Source organism: Meridianimarinicoccus roseus (assembly GCF_003172915.1).
In the GTDB taxonomy this organism is placed as follows: domain Bacteria; phylum Pseudomonadota; class Alphaproteobacteria; order Rhodobacterales; family Rhodobacteraceae; genus Meridianimarinicoccus; species Meridianimarinicoccus roseus.
Genome location: NZ_QGKU01000047.1, coordinates 103,472 through 116,820, shown reverse-complemented (window position 1 = coordinate 116,820; position 13,349 = coordinate 103,472). Strand labels below are relative to the sequence as shown.

General features: G+C 66.9%; 17 protein-coding genes. 5 read left to right on the top strand and 12 right to left on the bottom strand.

Annotation, left to right across the window (positions count from 1 at the left end; translation table 11 throughout):
- Positions 1-201 precede the first annotated feature (201 nt).
- Positions 202-702, bottom strand: coding sequence for an Lrp/AsnC family transcriptional regulator (locus DKT77_RS14950; protein ID WP_109812470.1), 501 nt, complete (start codon positions 700-702; stop codon positions 202-204).
- A 189-nt stretch (positions 703-891) separates the two neighbouring features.
- On the opposite strand from DKT77_RS14950, the gene trxB reads away from it, so the two are divergent.
- Entirely contained in the window at positions 892-1,836 is a 945-nt protein-coding gene (trxB, locus tag DKT77_RS14945) for a thioredoxin-disulfide reductase (RefSeq protein ID WP_109812469.1), read from the top strand.
- A gap of 422 nt (positions 1,837-2,258) precedes the next feature.
- Here trxB and DKT77_RS14935 read toward each other — a convergent pair whose 3' ends face one another.
- Both DKT77_RS14935 and DKT77_RS14930 read right to left on the bottom strand, forming a co-directional pair.
- Entirely contained in the window at positions 2,259-2,489 is a 231-nt protein-coding gene (locus DKT77_RS14935) for a DUF1150 family protein (RefSeq protein ID WP_109812467.1), read from the bottom strand.
- A complete protein-coding gene (locus DKT77_RS14930) occupies positions 2,489-2,908 on the bottom strand; it encodes an Hsp20 family protein (RefSeq protein ID WP_109812466.1) in 420 nt (139 codons plus the stop codon). Before DKT77_RS14930 ends, DKT77_RS14935 begins: the two co-directional genes overlap by 1 nt.
- Before the next feature lie 170 nt (positions 2,909-3,078).
- On the opposite strand from DKT77_RS14930, the gene DKT77_RS14925 reads away from it, so the two are divergent.
- From DKT77_RS14925 to DKT77_RS14915, 3 genes are all read left to right on the top strand, one after another.
- A complete protein-coding gene (locus DKT77_RS14925; RefSeq protein WP_109812465.1) occupies positions 3,079-3,297 on the top strand; it encodes a YdcH family protein in 219 nt (72 codons plus the stop codon).
- Between the two features lie 108 nt (positions 3,298-3,405).
- On the top strand, positions 3,406-3,894 hold the full coding sequence (purE, locus tag DKT77_RS14920; protein ID WP_109812464.1) for a 5-(carboxyamino)imidazole ribonucleotide mutase: 489 nt from the start codon (positions 3,406-3,408) through the stop codon (positions 3,892-3,894).
- Positions 3,887-4,960, top strand: coding sequence for a 5-(carboxyamino)imidazole ribonucleotide synthase (locus DKT77_RS14915; protein WP_109812463.1), 1,074 nt, complete (start codon positions 3,887-3,889; stop codon positions 4,958-4,960). The genes purE and DKT77_RS14915 overlap by 8 nt, the downstream gene beginning before the upstream one ends.
- Here the strand turns inward: DKT77_RS14915 and DKT77_RS14910 are convergent.
- Entirely contained in the window at positions 4,957-6,111 is a 1,155-nt protein-coding gene (locus tag DKT77_RS14910; protein WP_109812462.1) for an alpha-D-ribose 1-methylphosphonate 5-triphosphate diphosphatase, read from the bottom strand. The two genes, DKT77_RS14915 and DKT77_RS14910, sit on opposite strands and share 4 nt — an antisense overlap.
- 62 nt (positions 6,112-6,173) lie before the next feature.
- On the opposite strand from DKT77_RS14910, the gene DKT77_RS14905 reads away from it, so the two are divergent.
- Entirely contained in the window at positions 6,174-6,626 is a 453-nt protein-coding gene (locus DKT77_RS14905) for an NUDIX domain-containing protein (RefSeq protein WP_109812461.1), read from the top strand.
- Here the strand turns inward: DKT77_RS14905 and DKT77_RS14900 are convergent.
- The 8 genes from DKT77_RS14900 to DKT77_RS14865 all read right to left on the bottom strand — a co-directional run bounded on the left by DKT77_RS14900 (position 6,592) and on the right by DKT77_RS14865 (position 13,348).
- On the bottom strand, positions 6,592-7,470 hold the full coding sequence (locus DKT77_RS14900) for a DMT family transporter (RefSeq protein ID WP_109812460.1): 879 nt from the start codon (positions 7,468-7,470) through the stop codon (positions 6,592-6,594). The genes DKT77_RS14905 and DKT77_RS14900 overlap by 35 nt on opposite strands.
- Positions 7,467-7,952, bottom strand: a complete 486-nt coding sequence (locus DKT77_RS14895; RefSeq protein ID WP_238547924.1) for a GNAT family N-acetyltransferase — start codon at positions 7,950-7,952, stop codon at positions 7,467-7,469. The genes DKT77_RS14900 and DKT77_RS14895 overlap by 4 nt, the downstream gene beginning before the upstream one ends.
- Before the next feature lie 88 nt (positions 7,953-8,040).
- Positions 8,041-9,198, bottom strand: coding sequence for a DUF8173 domain-containing protein (locus DKT77_RS14890; protein WP_109812458.1), 1,158 nt, complete (start codon positions 9,196-9,198; stop codon positions 8,041-8,043).
- A 2-nt stretch (positions 9,199-9,200) separates the two neighbouring features.
- Positions 9,201-9,548 (bottom strand): hypothetical protein, encoded by a 348-nt coding sequence (locus DKT77_RS14885; protein WP_109812457.1) that lies wholly within the window; start codon positions 9,546-9,548, stop codon positions 9,201-9,203.
- A 148-nt stretch (positions 9,549-9,696) separates the two neighbouring features.
- Complete coding sequence (gene groL / locus DKT77_RS14880) at positions 9,697-11,340, bottom strand: chaperonin GroEL (RefSeq protein ID WP_109812456.1); 1,644 nt, start codon at positions 11,338-11,340, stop codon at positions 9,697-9,699.
- A 54-nt stretch (positions 11,341-11,394) separates the two neighbouring features.
- Entirely contained in the window at positions 11,395-11,706 is a 312-nt protein-coding gene (locus DKT77_RS14875) for a co-chaperone GroES (RefSeq protein ID WP_109812455.1), read from the bottom strand.
- A gap of 119 nt (positions 11,707-11,825) precedes the next feature.
- Positions 11,826-12,878 carry a threonine aldolase family protein gene (locus tag DKT77_RS14870; protein WP_109812454.1) on the bottom strand — a complete coding sequence of 351 codons (1,053 nt, stop codon included), beginning with the start codon at positions 12,876-12,878 and terminating at the stop codon, positions 11,826-11,828.
- Entirely contained in the window at positions 12,878-13,348 is a 471-nt protein-coding gene (locus tag DKT77_RS14865) for a YcgN family cysteine cluster protein (protein WP_109812514.1), read from the bottom strand. Before DKT77_RS14865 ends, DKT77_RS14870 begins: the two co-directional genes overlap by 1 nt.
- Between the last annotated feature and the right edge of the window lies 1 nt (position 13,349).

The window sequence follows — 13,349 nt, the reverse complement described above, 5'->3', positions numbered from 1 at the left end:
AAACACACGGTCCGAAGTATGTAGGAGAGTGTGTGTGTTAATGAGTGGTTGCCGAGTTAGGCCTGTGACTGCGCTACGGTTTGTGAACTTACCGGCATGATTTCGGGGCTTTCCGACCGCCGTCGGATGGCCCCATTTCATTTACGGGTTCTTGATCCGAACGCTTCTTTCGCCGGTTCGCCTCCGGCGTCCACGCCGGGATCACGCGCTTCGGCTAAGGCGGCTTTCCAGCACTTCGAACGGCACCCCGGCCTCGTCCTTTGCCGTGCGGATCACCAGCGACGTCTTCACGCTTGCGACGTTGTCGGCCGCTGTCAGTTCGCCCGTCAGGAAGCTCTGGAAGCTGCTCAGGTCGGGGGCGACGCATTTCAGCACGAAATCCACTTCGCCGTTCAGCATGTGGCATTCGCGGACCAGCGGCCATTCGTTGCAACGCGCCTCGAAGGCGGACAAGTCGGATTCGGCCTGGCTGCGAAGACCGACCATGGCGAAGACCTGCACCTCGAAGCCCAGTTCGCGGCTGTCCACCTGCGCGTGGTAGCCGCGGATGAAACCGGCCTCTTCAAGCGTGCGCATGCGGCGCAGGCAGGGCGGCGCCGAAATCCCGACCCTCTTGGCCAGTTCCACATTCGTCATCCGGCCATCGGCCTGAAGCTCGGCAAGTATCTTGCGGTCGATCGGGTCAAGCTTCGTGACAGCCATTCTGTGCCTCTCCTTATTGCGGCGACCGTAGTCAATCCCGCTGAAAGGCGCAATATTCTTTCGCTACGGCAACGTTGGCCTTTTCGAAAATTCATCGCGACGGGCGGCACGGGGCGCTTCCGGTTTCCGCCTTTTCCCTCCGCCGCGAACTGCCTATATGCACGCAGTCGCAAGCGAAGGGAAAGACAGATGGCCGAGACCAAACACACGCGCGTCCTCATCATCGGGTCCGGGCCCGCCGGCTATACTGCGGCCGTCTATGCCTCGCGGGCGATGCTGAACCCGGTGCTGGTGCAGGGCATCCAGCCGGGCGGGCAGCTGACCATCACCACCGACGTCGAGAACTGGCCCGGCGACGCCAGCGTCATGGGGCCCGACCTGATGGTCCGCATGGAAGCCCATGCGCGCGATGTCGGCACCGAGATCATCGGCGACATCATCACGTCGGTGGACCTGTCGCGCCGCCCGTTCACGGCGCAAGGCGACAGCGGCACGACCTACACCGCCGATGCGCTGATCCTTGCGACCGGCGCGCAGGCGAAATGGCTGGGCCTGCCGTCCGAGGAGAAGTTCCAGGGATTCGGCGTCTCGGCCTGTGCGACCTGCGACGGGTTCTTCTACCGCGGGCAATCGGTCGTGGTGGTCGGAGGCGGCAACACCGCGGTCGAGGAGGCGCTTTTCCTGACCAATTTCGCCGAGAAGGTGACGCTCATCCATCGGCGCGATTCGCTGCGGGCCGAGAAAATTCTGCAGGACCGATTGTTCAAGCATCCCAAGGTGGAGGTGCTGTGGGACCATGCGGTGGACGAGATCACCGGCACTGACGAACCGCTTGGCGTCGAAGCGGTGCGCGCGCGCCACGTGACCAGCGGTGCGATCACCGAGGTGCCTTGCAAAGGCGTATTCATCGCCATCGGGCACGCGCCCGCGTCGGAATTGGTGGCTGACAAGCTGGAAACCCATTCCGGCGGGTATGTGGTGACCAAGCCCGACAGCACGGCCACGTCGATCCCGGGGGTGTTTGCCGCAGGCGACCTGACCGACCACGTCTATCGGCAGGCCGTCACCAGTGCCGGGATGGGCTGCATGGCAGCGCTGGAGGCGGAACGCTTCCTCGCCGGCGAGAACGCCTGATGCAGCGTCCCCGAGCCGTGTCGGCCGGGTCTTGATTTGACTTCCGCGCGCAGCGGGATGTACCGCTGCGTCATGACCGGGCCCTTACGCACTTTGCGCCGCGAACTCGCTGCCTTGTTCCGGGCTATGATCGTTTCCGGTGCCGCCGTGCTGTCGCCCGGGCCCGGCGGCGTTTCCGGCGCGTCGCTATTGCCGGATGAGGCCGCCTGCAAAGTCGACTGCGCCTCGGTTGATCAGATCGCCCCGGCGCATGATGGTGCGGCTGCGGGCCCTGACGCGCTGGTCCCGCGCGCAGATCCTGCACGGGATTTTCTTGGGGATTACCTTGAGCCGACGCTGCCGCTGGACGCGGTCCTTCCGGTCGGGACGATGCCCGCTACAGAAACGCCGGAAGCGCCGCGCCGCTAGGCGCAGCGCCGCTGTCAGTGCACGTGTACAGGTTTCATGTCGTTCTGGCGCGCCAGCACGAAGGCCAGCTTCCGGCCGTTCACCAACGCCAGCCGATCGCCGTTGGCGGCGTGGACGGCATAGATGTCGCGCACGCCATCGATCTGGGCGCGAACCTGTTCCGGCAGATCGGCCACGTCAACCGGGCGGACGTATACGATGCGGTCCTGCGTGTCGTCGCCGACAAAATCCTGAGGGGTATCCATCACGAAACTCCTTTGCTGATCTCGATCCGCTGAAGCACTGTGTCGGGTGCGGCGCGGTGCAGGTCGATGTGCAACAGGCCGTTTTCCATCGATGCGCCCTGCACTTCGACCGCGTCAGCCAGCACGAAACTGCGCTGAAACTGGCGGGCCGCGATGCCGCGGTGCAAGAACGTTCGCTCGCTGCCATCGTCGCGCTGTCGGCCACGGATCACAAGTTGACGGTTCTCAACGGTGATCGACAGGTCGTCCTCGGCGAAACCGGCCACGGCCAGCGTTATCCGATAGGACCGTTCCGAGGTCTGTTCGATGTTGTAGGGAGGATAGCCGTCATTTCCGGTCTTGGCCGTATGTTCGACCAGCCGTTCCAGTTGCTCGAACCCGAGCAGGAAGGGGTGCGTCCCCAAAGTGAGTTTTGTCATCGACACGTCCTTGAGAAAGCGACAGTGCATCGGCCCCGAACCTTCGGCGGCTTGGCGTAGATATGGGCACCTCGCGACGGTGTTGCAAGAACGGCCCGCGCGACAAGGCTTTTCAGGCGCGGCTTTTTTGGATAGCGTTTGAACTCTGGGCAGGGCGACGAGGCGCGTGCATGAACGCTTTCGGACAGATGACGCATAACGACGTGCTGCGGGTGAAGCTGGAAGTGCTGCGCCGCGAGCATCGCGATCTGGATGACGCCATCCACGCGCTAGAGGAATCGGCGCGCGGCGATCACCTGACCCTGCGCCGCCTGAAGAAGCAGAAACTGCAACTGAAGGACCGCATCAGCGCGATCGAGGACCAGTTGCTGCCCGACATCATCGCCTGATCCGCTCCCCCCGAAGCGGACGCCGCCGGACACGATGCCCCGACGCGATTGCAGCCGTGGACCGACCCTGTATAGATGCAGCCCTGGACCGGAAGAGGCAGGAGCGCAATGACGCAGGCAGTTGTAGGGATCATCATGGGCAGCCAGTCGGACTGGCCGACCATGCGGCATGCCGCCGACATCCTGGACACGCTTGGCGTGCCCTACGAGACGCGGATCGTATCGGCGCACCGCACGCCGGACCGGCTGTGGGATTATGGCCGCGGCGCGGTGGCGCGCGGACTGAAGGTGATCGTCGCGGGCGCGGGTGGTGCGGCGCACCTGCCCGGCATGATGGCCTCCAAGACGCGCGTGCCGGTGGTGGGCGTCCCGATCCAGACCAAGGCCCTCGGGGGTGTCGACTCGCTCTATTCCATCGTGCAGATGCCACGCGGCTTCCCGGTTGCCACCATGGCGATCGGCGTGGCGGGTGCGGTCAACGCCGGGCTGATGGCGGCGGGAATACTTGCGACACAGGACCCGGCGCTGGCCGAACGGCTCGATGCGTGGCGCGCCGATCTTGCCGCGTCCATTCCCGAGGTGCCGGAAGATGACTGACGCCCTGCCCCCCGGATCGACCATCGGCATTCTGGGCGGCGGGCAGCTGGGCCGGATGCTTGCGCTGGCCGCCGCGCGGCTTGGTCTGCGCGCGCATGTCTATGACCCCGCGCCGGACGGACCCGCGCAGCAGGTTTGCGCTGCTGCCACAATCGCGGCGTGGGACGATGTGGAGGCGCTGGACCGCTTCGCGCAGGCCGTCGACGTGGTCACCTACGAATTCGAGAACATCCCGACAGCGGCGCTTGACCGGCTGGAGGGGCACCGTCCGATCCGGCCCGGTCGGAGGGCGCTGGCCGTGTCACAGGACCGGCTGACGGAAAAGCGCTTCCTCAATGATCTGGGGCTGGCGACCGCACCTTTCCGCGATGTGACCGGGCAGGACGATCTGGCCGCCGCGCTGAAGGAGATCGGTGCGCCTGCGATCCTGAAGACCCGGCGCTTCGGGTATGACGGCAAGGGACAGGCGCGCATCATGCCCGGCGACGACGCTGGCGCGGCGCTCGAAAGCCTCAAGGGCGCCCCCGCGATCCTCGAGGGCTTCGTCGATTTTTCACACGAGGTGTCCGTGATCGGCGCGCGCGGCCTTGGCGGGCAGGTCGCATGTTTCGACCCCGGCGAGAACCTGCATGAGGACGGCATCCTGCGCACGACCACCGTTCCCGCGCGGTTGTCCACCGCACAGCGCACCGACGCGGTTCTGCTGGCGGCGCGCATACTGAACGCGCTTGATTATGTCGGCGTCATCGGAGTGGAACTGTTCGTGACCCGCGCCGGGCTGGTGGTGAATGAGATCGCGCCGCGGGTGCACAATTCCGGGCACTGGACGCAGAATGCCTGCGTCGTCGACCAGTTCGAACAACATGTCCGCGCTGTGGCGGGCTGGCCGCTAGGCGACGGAACGCGCCATGCCGACGCGGTGATGGAGAACCTGATCGGCCATGACGCGAACCAATGGCCCGATCTTGCCGCAACGCCGGGCAGTGCGGTGCATCTTTACGGCAAGGCCGAGGCGCGGGACGGCCGCAAGATGGGCCATGTAAACCGGGTCACGCCGCTGCGCTAGGCTATCAGGCGTTCGGCCAGCGGTGTGGCGAGGTAGGTGAACCGCCCGCCTGCCATAGTGCCGCCGATCCGGCCCGTGTCCGCCTTGAGGATCACCAGATCGGCCCGTAGCCCTTCGGCGATCCGGCCCCGGTCGGTCAGCCCCATCAGCCGCGCCGGTCCTTCCGACACCAGCCGCCACGCCTGCACGACATCGCAGATCCCGGCTTCGGTCAGGGCCCGGACGGCGAGGCGCGGCGCGGGGTAGTGGTAGTCCGAGGCCAGCGCATCGCACAGCCCGGCGGCCACCACCTCGCGCGCGCTGACCTTGCCCGCATGGCTGGCGCCGCGCACCACGTTGGGCGCACCCATCACGATCCCGTCGCCTGCCGCGCGGGCCGCGCCTGCGACCTCCAGCGTTTCTGGAAATTCGGACAGGTGCGCCCCGATGGCCCGGTACCACGCGCGGTCCGCAGGGGTGCGGTCGTCATGGCTGCCGATCCGCACACCGCGTTTCAGAAGTCGCGCCGCAAGCGCGGTCACGGCCTGCGGCACCTCGGCGCTGCGTGCCTCGAGGCCGCGCAGCAGCGCGAGATGCGCCTCCGGGCTGCGGCCGCTTTTCAGCGCCTGCCCGGTCAGCCGCGGCGGCGTGCGCCCGGCCGCCAGCCGGTCATGCGGCAGATGATCGTTGAACACCACATGGCCGATTCCGCCCTCTTCGATCAGCGCCTCGGCCTGCGGGAAATCGTCGATCACGTGGGTTTCCAGCCGTAACTGGAGTCGCAGGTCGGTGGCCACGCGGGGCGACGCCGCCTGCCATGCGGCGACAAGGCGAGCGGCGAAGTCCGGTCCGCGCATCCCGCCTTCCCAGCTGAAGAACTGCGCCAGAAGCGCGGTGGTGATTCCGTTGGCGGCCAGCTCTGCTTCGGTGGCCAGCACGCCCTCGTCCATCGCAGGCAGCGCGCCGCGCCGCACGGCCACGTGCCTCTCGAAGCCGTCGCCGTGGATGTCCACGATACCGGGGCAGATCGTCCATCCGGTCAGGTCCACGCGGCGGCCGCCCGAGGCGCCTTCCACGATGCGGCCGTCCGCGACGCAAAGCGGCGCGTGGTCCAGCCCGTCCGGGCGCAGTACGGCGGCGCCGTGGAAATCAAGATCAAGGCCGGGAGTCATGACCGCGATGTGCCCGCTCGGCGCTGGTTGCGCAAGCCTTGTCGCACCTTCATAGATGGCCCATGCGACCGACCCGACCCCGCCTTGCCGTGCGCGCCGTCCTTCTGCACGAAGGGCAGCTTCTGCTGGTCAACGCCTATCCGGACGGGCGCAGCGACCTGTGGTGCGCACCGGGCGGCGGGGTGGAGCCCGGCGCATCTCTGGCCGACAACCTGCGCCGCGAGGTGGCCGAGGAAACCGGCCTTGCCATAGCGCCCGGCCCGCTGTGCCATGTCGCGCAGTTCCACGACCCAGAGAGCGGGTTCCACCAGGTGGAGCTGTTCCTGCTGGCCCGGATCACCGGCGGCGTGCTCGATCCGAAATGGCGCGATCCCGAAGGGATTGTGACCGAGCGGCGGTTCTTCTCGCCGGCCGCGCTGCGCGAGGTGCGCTTCAAGCCCGACTGCCTGCCGGATCTGGCCTTCGGTACGCCGCCCCTGCTCAGCCCCGGCGCGTTCGAACGGATGGCGAGATGACGGCGATGCCCACCCCGCCCAGCACCAGCGCAGCGGCAATGGCGAAGCGCAGCGTCAGCACCTCGCCGAGGAACAGCATTCCGCCCGCCATGGCGATGATAGGTACCGTCAGTTGCAGCACCGCTGCAGCGCTTGACGGTAGCGAAGGCAGCAGCCTGTACCACAGCGCGTAGCCCAGACCTGACGTCACCCCGCCTGACAGCACTGCCAGCAGCGCGCCGGGCGGCGTGATCCCGTCCAGCCCGGTCAGCGCCAGCACCGCGAGCCCTGCTGGCAGCGCCAGGACGAAGCTGCCTGCGGTCACCGCTAGCGGGTCGGTCCCGCCCCGGCCCATCAGCGAGAAAAGTCCCCAGCCCACCGCCGCGAAGGCCATGAGCGCGGCCCCTGCCGGTGAAGGCGCGGCGCCGCCCGCGGGCCAGAGCAGCCAGGCCAGCCCCGCGAAGGCCAGCGCGGCGCCGATCCAGTGGCGCGGCGGTACCGCTTCTTCCATCCACAGCCCGCCGGCGAACATGGTGATCTGCACCCCGCCGAACAGGATCAGCGCGCCGAGCCCGGCATCGAGCGAGACATAGGCGAAGGAAAACCCCAGCACGTAGACTGCTAGCGCGGCGGCGTTGCGCCAGCGCAGACTGCCCGCCAGCCGCGCACGGCCGCCCCGCGCCCGCAGCACCAAAAGCCCGAGCACCACCGCGCCCGAGGCAAGGCGCAGCGCGGCGAAGCTGGCAGGGCCGGTATCCCAGGTGATAAGTGCCATGCGGTTCAGCACGGAATTCGCGGCGAAGGCCAGCATCGTGACCCCGCAGGCAAGGGCCAGTCCCGGCGCGGACACGGGAGGGCGGGTCATACGGTGTCGAACGGTTCCGGATAGACCAGCGTCAGCTGTGCCTTCGCGGTGTCGGGCCGGATCGGAAACAGCCCGGTGAATTCGCTTGGATAGGGCGATGTCAGTTGTGCCGGGCCTTGAAACACGAAGCCGTGTCGCGAATAGAAGTTCTTGTCGCCGACGACGACCACCGCCGCGAAATGGCGCTGCCGGGCCTGATCGAGCGCGTAGGTCACAAGCTGGCTGCCGATTCCCTTGCGCTGGTCTTCGTTGCGCACGCAGACCGGGGCGAGCGCGAGCCAGCCTTCCGGCGCATCGAGCCGGGACAGGCAGATATAGCCCACCAGCCCGTCCTCGCCGACCGCCACAAGTTCGAGCGCGGTGCGTTGCGCCTGCCGCAGGGCACGCACCAGCATCAACTCGTTCGCCTGACCGAAGGTCGAAACGAGAAGCACCGAAAGATCGGTTTCATCGGCGTCGCTGAGCAATCGGATCTTCAACATGGGCCTTTCACCAGACATTCGTATTCAAGGCCAAGCGCACGCGCGGTTCAACCGTAACTGCGACTCGGGGCGCTGACTTCTGGCGCGGCTAATCGCGCGGGGCAAGCGCGGTCGCGCGTGCGAAGACCGGGGCGCTGACCGCGCCAAGGCCGAGGAACACCAGCACCACCCACGCGAGCCAGCCCAGCACGGGGAGCAGCGCCACCAGCCCGGCGACGGCCGCGCCCAGCACCGCAAGGCCTGCCTTGTGCAGCGTCGCCTCGGGAATCGGCCGTCCGGTGGCGCGCCACAGGCCGACGCCCAGAATATAGCTGCCTGCGACATAGCCCGCGAAGATCATCGCCGCCAGAAGCGCAAGGGCCACCGGGACCAGCAGCAGCCCGATCACCGTGACGGCCAGCACCACGACTGCCCCAACCAGCGCCGACATGGCGACGAACCCGGCCAGCATGCAGCCGAAGGGATGCGCCAGCGCTCGCGCCCGGATCGCCGCCACCCGCTGCGGTGCGATAGCCACGGCGGCGGCGGCGCAGGTGGCCACCACCAGCACGCCAACCGCGAAACCACCGATCGCAGCGACTAGGCTACGCCGTCCGACCTCTTGCATTGCGGCGGGGAGGTCCGTGCGCTCCGCCGCCTCCTCCAGCTCGCGGATGCTCACACGGGCAGGGTCTGCCACCGACGCTGGAACGCTAACGCCGTCTGGATCGTCGGAATAGAGCGTCACTGCGCCGGCCACCCGCGCCTCCGGCCCGAAGCGCAGATCCTCCACCGCCGCGACCAGATCGCCGCCGATCGACGCGTCGAGCATCAGTGTGCCCGCCGCAAGCAGCGCACTTCCGGCGATATCGGCCGTGATCCCGATTTCGGACCCGGTGGCGCGGAGGTTGCCGCCGACCGGTGCCGCCACCGACAGGTCCGCCCCGGCAAGGCTGGCCGAACCACCGATCGATGCGGTGACAGTTACAGCATAGCCTGCGGCATAGGCGTTGCCGTCCACCTGCCCGCCCAGGTCCACGATCCGGCCGGCCATGTGCGCCGAGCCTGCCACCGGCGCGCGCAGGCTGACGCGCTCGCCCGCGGCAAACAGATCGCCGGGCACCGGGTCGGTGGCCATGACATTGCGCCCGCCGGCATAGCTGTCGCCGCCCACCCGGAGCGTCGCGCCGTCATCACCGGACTGCGCGGTCGCGGGAAGCGCAGCGGACAGGAAGAGAATCACGAGGATGGTCAACATGGGGCGCATGGTCAGGACCCGGGGTCAGAGTGGTTTGAGGGGAGCGTCGCAGCCGCGTCCGGCGGCGCCAGAAGCGCGCAGACCAGTTGCGACGGATCAAGCCCGGTGCGGCGCGACAGGTCGGCCAGTCGGGTGCGCTGCGGACGGGGCAGTTGCAGCAGCCGCACCGGCGCGTCCGGCGGTGCGGGGCAGCGCGGTGGCGGCGGCAGCCCATCGCCGTTCAGCGCGGCTGTCAGCATCACGCGCACCGTGTCCATCAGGCGGCGGCCGCGGCTGCGCGCCTGCCGCTGCCGGACATGGCGCAGCACCGGGGCGGACAGGCGGATGGGAAGCGCGCGGCGAGGGTCTTTGCGGGACATAGGGCCAGCCTTTCGGGTGTGGCATAAGCATACGCTGACCTGCCTGCGGCCGCGACAGGGAATCCGGCCCCGCCGGATCAGGGCGCACAAAAAAGGGGCCGCCCGAAGGCGACCCCCTGATCTGTGTGACCGAAGTCACGGGCGATGATTACATCATGCCGCCCATGCCGCCCATGTCGGGCATGCCGCCACCGGCATTCGCGCCTTCCTTCGACGGCTTGTCGGCCACCATCGCTTCGGTGGTGATCAGCAGGCCTGCGACCGAGGATGCATCTTCCAGAGCGGTGCGAACGACCTTCGCGGGGTCGATCACGCCGTAGCTGAACATGTCGCCATATTCTTCGGTCTGCGCGTTGAAGCCGAAGGCCGCGTCGTTGCTTTCGCGGATCTTGCCGGCCACGACGGCGCCGTCGACGCCCGCGTTCTCGGCGATCTGGCGCAGCGGTGCTTCCAGCGCCTTGCGGATGATCGCGATGCCAGCGTTCTGGTCGGAGTTCGCGCCGGTCAGACCTTCGAGAACCTTGCCGGCCTGTACGAGAGCGACGCCACCGCCGACGACGATGCCTTCCTGAACCGCGGCACGGGTTGCGTTCAGCGCGTCATCGACGCGGTCCTTACGCTCTTTCACCTCGGTTTCGGTCATGCCGCCGACGCGGATCACGGCGACACCGCCGGCCAGCTTGGCAACACGTTCCTGCAGCTTCTCGCGGTCGTAGTCCGAGGTGGTTTCCTCGATCTGCTGACGCACCTGGCTGACGCGGGCTTCGATTTCAGCCTTCTCGCCTGCACCATCGACGATGGTCGTCTCGTCCTTGGTGATCGACACTTTCTTGGCCGAGCCGAGCATGTCCATCGTGACATTCTCGAGCTTCATGCCGAGGTCTTCGCTGATGACCTGACCGCCGGTCAGGATCGCGATGTCCTGCAGCATCGCCTTGCGGCGGTCGCCGAAGCCCGGTGCCTTCACGGCTGCGATCTTCAGACCGCCACGCAGCTTGTTGACGACGAGGGTCGCCAGCGCTTCGCCTTCAACGTCTTCAGCGATGATCAGCAGCGGCTTCTGCGACTGGATCACCGACTCGAGCAGCGGAACCATCGGCTGGAGCGAGGACAGCTTCTTCTCGTGCAGCAGGATCAGGCAGTCATCCAGCTCGGCGATCATCTTGTCCGAGTTGGTGACGAAGTAGGGGCTCAGGTAGCCACGGTCGAACTGCATGCCTTCGACAACGTCGGTCTCGGTCACGGTGCCGCGGTTTTCCTCGACGGTGATGACGCCGTCATTGCCGACCTTCTGCATCGCGTCCGCGATCTGACGACCGATTTCGGCTTCGCCGTTCGCCGAGATGGTGCCGACCTGGGCGACTTCCTCGGTGCCGGTCACGTCACGTGCGGCGGCCTTGATCGCGTCGACGACTTTCAGCGTGGCCAGATCGATGCCGCGCTTCAGGTCCATCGGGTTCATGCCGGCGGCAACCGCCTTCATGCCTTCCTTGACGATGGCCTGGGCCAGAACGGTCGCGGTCGTGGTGCCGTCGCCCGCTTCGTCATTGGTGCGGTTGGCCACTTCTTTGACCATCTGGGCGCCCATGTTCTCGAACTTGTCTTCCAGTTCGATTTCCTTGGCGACGCTGACACCGTCCTTGGTGATGCGCGGCGAGCCGAACGACTTGTCGATGACGACGTTACGGCCCTTCGGGCCGAGCGTCACCTTGACGGCATCGGCCAGGATGTTGACGCCCTTGAGCATCCGGTTCCGGGCGTCGATGTCGAATTTCACTTCCTTGGCGGACATGTGATGTGCTCCTTAAATTTTTGGTTTAGGAAAGGGTATGACGCGCGCCGGTAGTCAGGCTGCGGCCGCCGCTGCATCGTCGGTGATCACACCGAGGATGTCGCTTTCCTTCATGATCAGCAGCTCTTCGCCGTCGACCGTGACCTCGGTGCCGGACCACTTGCCGAAGAGAACCTTGTCACCTGCGCTGACAGCCATCTCGATCAGCTCGCCGCTGTCCTTGCGGGCGCCTTCGCCGCACGCGATGACGATGCCTTCGGCCGGCTTTTCCTTGGCGCTGTCGGGGATGATCAGACCGCCCTTTGTTTTCTCGTCGGATTCGACGCGGCGGACCAGAACACGATCGTGAAGCGGTTTGAATGCCATCTTCTGAGACTCCTTAGCTCAGTGTTTCTCCCTCGTTATCACTCAGTCGGTCGAGTGCTAACGAGATGGCAGATAGCCATGCGCGCAGCGGGCGTCAAGCACCGGGTGCGGCGAAAATGTCAGGCATCCGAGTCGAACAGCGCGGCGAACCCGTCAATCGCGTCTTCGGGCGTGGACCAGTCGCAGACAAGTCGCGCGGTCAGCGGCGCGTCGGGGTCGTCGCCATCCAGCGTGCCAGACCACAGATAATAGCTTGCACCGGCCGCATGCAGCCGCTGGTGGATCACGCGGGGCCAGTGCGCGAACAACATGTTCGCCTGCACTGCGTGGTCGGGAAGAATCCCGCGTCCAAGCAGCGCCGCGGCCAGCCGGTCTGCGGCGCCGTTGGCCCGCGCGGCAAGCTCCAGCCACAGATCGTCCGCAAGATAGGCGTGCATCTGCGCGGACAGATATCGATGCTTGGAAAAAAGGTGTGCTGCGCGTTTGCGGCGCAGTTCGAACTCCCACGCCTTCTCGGGATCGAACAGCACGACGGCCTCCACGCCCATCAGCCCGTTCTTGGTGCCGCCGAAGCTCAGCGCGTCGATGCCGACCTTCCACGTCATCTCGGCCGGGGTGCAGCCCAGCCGCACCAGCGCATTGGCGAAGCGTGCCCCGTCCATGTGGACCGGCAGGCCGAAGTCGCGCGCCACGCCGGTCAGCGCGTGCAGTTCGTCAAGGCTGTACACCGTGCCCGCTTCGGTCGCCTGCGTGATCGACACCGGCCCGCGCTGCACCCCGTGCACGCCACGCGACTGTTCGGCGCCGATCGTCGCGCGCAACGCGTCCGGGTCCATCTTGCCGCCCGCGCCGTCCACCAGCGTCAGCTTTGCGCCGCCGGTGTAGAATTCGGGCGCGCCGCACTCGTCCTCCTGGATATGGGCGTGCCGGGCGCAGAACACCGTCTGCCAGGGCTGCGACAGGCATCCCAGAATCAGCGCATTGGCCGCCGTGCCCGTCGCCACGAGGTGCACCGCGGCCTCCGGTGCCTCGAACAGTGCGCGGATGCGGGCGCGCACGGCATCCATCAGCGGGTCAGCGCCATAGGGCGCGGCATAGCCTTCGTTGGCCTCGGCCAACGCGGCCATCACGCGCGGGTGCACGGGGCCGGTATTGTCGGACGCGAACTGCATCACTGGTCCTCGATGATATGGTCTTCCCAGTCTTCTTCCGGCACCTCGTATTCCGGCACCGTCCAGCCCTGCACAGACACACCCGCGTCGTGGACACTGTCCGGCGTGCCCGACAGCAGTGGATGCCACGCATAAAGCTTGCGGCCCTCGTGCAGAAGTTTGTAGGCGCAGGTCCTCGGCAGCCAGTAGGCGACCTCGTGCAGCGTGGATGGCTTCAGCACAACGCATTCCGGCACGAACTGGCGCCGCGTCTCGTACTGACCGCACCGGCAGGTCTCGTCGTCCAGAAGACGGCAGGCGACCCGGGTGAAGAACACCTCACCGGTATCGGCGTCCTCCAGTTTGTTCAGGCAACACTTGCCGCAGCCGTCGCACAGCGCTTCCCACTCGCGTTCGGTCAGTTTGTGCAGTGGGAATCGTTCCCAGAAGCGCGGGCGCAGGCCGTCCCGGTCGATCGGATCATCTGCCATC

What these genes read in the sequence shown, in the direction of transcription:
- DKT77_RS14950 (WP_109812470.1), bottom strand. Translation starts at nt 702, where the DNA reads ATGGCTGTCACGAAGCTTGACCCGATCGACCGCAAGATACTTGCCGAG.
- trxB (WP_109812469.1), top strand. Translation starts at nt 892, where the DNA reads ATGGCCGAGACCAAACACACGCGCGTCCTCATCATCGGGTCCGGGCCC.
- DKT77_RS14935 (WP_109812467.1), bottom strand. Translation starts at nt 2,489, where the DNA reads ATGGATACCCCTCAGGATTTTGTCGGCGACGACACGCAGGACCGCATC.
- DKT77_RS14930 (WP_109812466.1), bottom strand. Translation starts at nt 2,908, where the DNA reads ATGACAAAACTCACTTTGGGGACGCACCCCTTCCTGCTCGGGTTCGAG.
- DKT77_RS14925 (WP_109812465.1), top strand. Translation starts at nt 3,079, where the DNA reads ATGAACGCTTTCGGACAGATGACGCATAACGACGTGCTGCGGGTGAAG.
- purE (WP_109812464.1), top strand. Translation starts at nt 3,406, where the DNA reads ATGACGCAGGCAGTTGTAGGGATCATCATGGGCAGCCAGTCGGACTGG.
- DKT77_RS14915 (WP_109812463.1), top strand. Translation starts at nt 3,887, where the DNA reads ATGACTGACGCCCTGCCCCCCGGATCGACCATCGGCATTCTGGGCGGC.
- DKT77_RS14910 (WP_109812462.1), bottom strand. Translation starts at nt 6,111, where the DNA reads ATGACTCCCGGCCTTGATCTTGATTTCCACGGCGCCGCCGTACTGCGC.
- DKT77_RS14905 (WP_109812461.1), top strand. Translation starts at nt 6,174, where the DNA reads ATGCGACCGACCCGACCCCGCCTTGCCGTGCGCGCCGTCCTTCTGCAC.
- DKT77_RS14900 (WP_109812460.1), bottom strand. Translation starts at nt 7,470, where the DNA reads ATGACCCGCCCTCCCGTGTCCGCGCCGGGACTGGCCCTTGCCTGCGGG.
- DKT77_RS14895 (WP_238547924.1), bottom strand. Translation starts at nt 7,952, where the DNA reads ATGTTGAAGATCCGATTGCTCAGCGACGCCGATGAAACCGATCTTTCG.
- DKT77_RS14890 (WP_109812458.1), bottom strand. Translation starts at nt 9,198, where the DNA reads ATGCGCCCCATGTTGACCATCCTCGTGATTCTCTTCCTGTCCGCTGCG.
- DKT77_RS14885 (WP_109812457.1), bottom strand. Translation starts at nt 9,548, where the DNA reads ATGTCCCGCAAAGACCCTCGCCGCGCGCTTCCCATCCGCCTGTCCGCC.
- groL (WP_109812456.1), bottom strand. Translation starts at nt 11,340, where the DNA reads ATGTCCGCCAAGGAAGTGAAATTCGACATCGACGCCCGGAACCGGATG.
- DKT77_RS14875 (WP_109812455.1), bottom strand. Translation starts at nt 11,706, where the DNA reads ATGGCATTCAAACCGCTTCACGATCGTGTTCTGGTCCGCCGCGTCGAA.
- DKT77_RS14870 (WP_109812454.1), bottom strand. Translation starts at nt 12,878, where the DNA reads ATGCAGTTCGCGTCCGACAATACCGGCCCCGTGCACCCGCGCGTGATG.
- DKT77_RS14865 (WP_109812514.1), bottom strand. Translation starts at nt 13,348, where the DNA reads ATGGCAGATGATCCGATCGACCGGGACGGCCTGCGCCCGCGCTTCTGG.